Below are 3,004 nucleotides of genomic sequence, written 5' to 3'. Positions count from 1 at the left end.
GGCACCATCTTCTTGCTCGACACGAACTTGTACATGTAGTCGAAGCGCTCGTCGTCGCCGGTGTAGGAGACGACGGTGCCGTCGTCGGTGACGTAGATGGTCGCGCCCTCGTGCTTCAGCCGACCCATCGCGGAGTGCTTGACCGGCGTGGACTTGGGGTCCCAGGGATTGACCTCGATGACGTAGCCGAACCGGTTGACCTCGTTGGGTGACTTGGCCAGATCGAAACGCGGATCGAAGGTCTCCCACAGCAGTTCGCTCGGTTCGACCGCGACGCCGTACCGCTTGAGCTGATCGGCGACGACGGGGCTGGGCGCTGGCCCGCCCTCGGGTGCGCCGAAGTAGGTGTTGAAGTTCTCTTCACCGGAAAGGACCGTGCCCCAAGGGGTTACGCCACCGGCGCAGTTGGCGAAGGTACCGGCGACGGTGCGGCCCGTCGGATCTGCGGCGGTCTTGACGAAGTCGGTTCCCGCGGCGGGGCCGACGAGGGTGAACGGAGTGTCGGGCATGATGCGGCGGTTGTAGGAGCCCATCACCGGCCGCAGCCCACCCTGGGGAGCGCGCTCGACCTCGACGACTGACAGCCCCATGGAGGCCATCTCGATCTCGTATTGCTCGCGGGTGGGTGCCTTGGCGTCGAACCCGGGGAACATGAACTGCGGGGTGGCGTATTCGTGGTTGGTCACCAGCAGGAAGCGGTTGGCCTGTCCCGCGATCGGCAGCAAGGCGGCGAAGTCGTTGTTGAAGCCGAACTGCTGGCGCTGCGCGGCGGCGGTCTGCGCCTTCGCGTCGAACGCGGGGGCGCCGGGGAGGATCGGGTCGCCCCAGCTGATGACGACGCCCTGTTCGTAGCCCTCGGGGATGACGACGGCGTCCTCGCTGTTCGGTGCCACCGACGCGAATGCCATGCCGGGCGGCGTCTCGGCGGGCACCGCGGATGGGTTCGAGGGGGTCGACGACGCTGCGGGCTGGGAGTCGGTGGCGCACGCGGCCAGGGCGGATCCGGCGCCGACGGCGAGCACGGTCACGCCCGTCGTCCGTAGCATCGCGCGCCGCGACACCCGCTTGACGACCTCGCCGAGGTACTCGTTGTCGCTGGTGTTGGGCACCGGCTTGGAACACGCATCGCCGCACTTGTAGCGGCACGTGATGTGCTGGCGCGACGAGCGGCCGTCGTGCTGGACGAAGAAGTTCAACGGCATCAAGGCCATGCGGAATGGATCCTTCCAACGGTTACCGGCCAGGGCTGTGGCCAGTTCGTCGAAAACCTACGGCGTGCTGTTGATCAACTGTGAAGCAGAAGGTGAACGGAGTCTTACGCGATCAGCCGGCCAGGAGTCCGCGGAGGATGTCGATCAGCGCCTGAGGCTGGTCGCCCTGCACCGAGTGGCCCGCATCCGCGACGACGAGGGTGCGTCGAAAGCCGGGGGCGGCCTTGGCGAACGCGTCGGCGTCCTCGTCATTGACGAAGAGCGAATTCGCCCCGCGGATCAACGTCGTAGGCATCGCGATCGAGGGGACGTCGTCCCACAGCCCATCGAAGCCGCCGCCCTTGCGGAAGGCGTCGTAGCGCCACGTCCAGGTGCCGTCGTCGAGCCGCTTGCTGTTGTGGAACACGCCGCGGCGCAACGACTTCCGATCTCGATGCGGCGCAGCAGCGACGGTGACGTCGAGCATGGCGGCGAAGCTGGGAAAGTTGCGCTCGCCCTGGACGAGTGCCACGGCGCCGAGTTGCGCCTTCGTCATCTGTTCGTGGCGCTCGGGGGCCGATGGGGTGACGTCGACCAACGCCAGTTCGGGAACCAGGTCGGGTTCGGTGGCGGCGAGGCGCAGCGCGGTGAGCCCGCCAAGGGACATGCCGACCATCAGCAGGGGCCGAGGTGCCCACTCGCGCAGCACCGGTCGCAGGGTCTCGGCGCTCTGCTTGGGTCCGTAGTCGCCGTCCTCGCGCCACGCCGAGCGGCCGTGCCCAGGAAGGTCGACGGCGAGCGCGGGTAGGCCGAGCCCGAGGACGACGGTGTCCCAGGTGTGGGCGTTCTGCCCGCCGCCGTGCAGGAACACGATCTTCGGGTCGCCTGCGCCCCACTTCAACGCGCTGATGGCGCCCGATTCGACGCGTTCGACGGGCGGTAGCGGACCGGTCGCACCGATCTGTTCGGCGTTCTCGGGCAGCAGGGCGAACTCGTCGAGACCGAGCAGTTCGTCGTCGGACACATGGGGGCTGACCACGAGTCTTTTCTACGCGACGAATGGCAGAGAGGTCAGCCCTCGATGAAGGTTTCGAGCTGCGTGCGCGCGATGTCGTCGGCCATCTGCTTGGGCGGGCTCTTCATCAGGTACGCCGATGCCGCTTCGACGGGGCCGCCGATGCCACGGTCCTTGGCGATCTTCGCCGCGCGTACCGCATCGATGATGACGCCTGCGGAGTTGGGGGAGTCCCAGACCTCGAGCTTGTACTCCAGGTTCAGCGGAACGTCACCGAAGGCGCGGCCTTCGAGGCGGACGTAGGCCCACTTGCGGTCGTCGAGCCAGCCGACGTGATCGGACGGGCCGATGTGCACGTCCTTGGTGTTGAACTCGCGCTGCAGGTTGCTGGTGACGGCCTGGGTCTTGGAGATCTTCTTCGACTCCAGCCGGGTGCGCTCCAGCATGTTCAGGAAGTCCATGTTGCCGCCCACGTTGAGCTGCATGGTGCGGTCGAGCTGCACGCCGCGGTCTTCGAACAGCTTCGCCATCACGCGGTGGGTGATGGTGGCGCCGACCTGGCTCTGGATGTCGTCGCCGACGATGGGAACGCCTGCGGCACGGAACTTCTCGGCCCACACCGGGTCAGATGCGATGAAGACGGGCAGTGCGTTGACGAACGCCACGCCGGCGTCGATGGCGCACTGGGCGTAGAACTTGTCGGCCTCTTCGGAACCGACGGGCAGGTAGGACACCAGGACGTCAACCTCGGCGTCCTTGAGCGCCTTGACCACGTCGACGGACTCGGTGTCGGAGATCT

The 3,004-nt window shown here is 67.0% G+C and carries 3 protein-coding genes; all 3 read right to left on the bottom strand.

The genetic code is table 11. The features are described 5' to 3' along the window. Nucleotides 1–1,211 (bottom strand): PhoX family protein (locus ABW137_RS28955; RefSeq protein ID WP_526405207.1); only part of this gene is annotated, 1,211 nt, incomplete at its 3' end. 112 nt (nt 1,212–1,323) lie between these two features. After that, nucleotides 1,324–2,229 (bottom strand): Rv0045c family esterase, encoded by a 906-nt coding sequence (locus tag ABW137_RS28950; RefSeq protein ID WP_526405205.1) that lies wholly within the window; start codon nt 2,227–2,229, stop codon nt 1,324–1,326. Between the two features lie 32 nt (nt 2,230–2,261). Next, on the bottom strand, nt 2,262–3,004 hold a 743-nt coding region (locus ABW137_RS28945), incomplete at its 5' end, for an inositol-3-phosphate synthase (RefSeq protein WP_526405203.1).

Source organism: Mycobacterium sp. (assembly GCF_040509115.1).
In the GTDB taxonomy this organism is placed as follows: domain Bacteria; phylum Actinomycetota; class Actinomycetes; order Mycobacteriales; family Mycobacteriaceae; genus Mycobacterium.
This window is presented reverse-complemented; position numbering and strand designations above follow the sequence as displayed.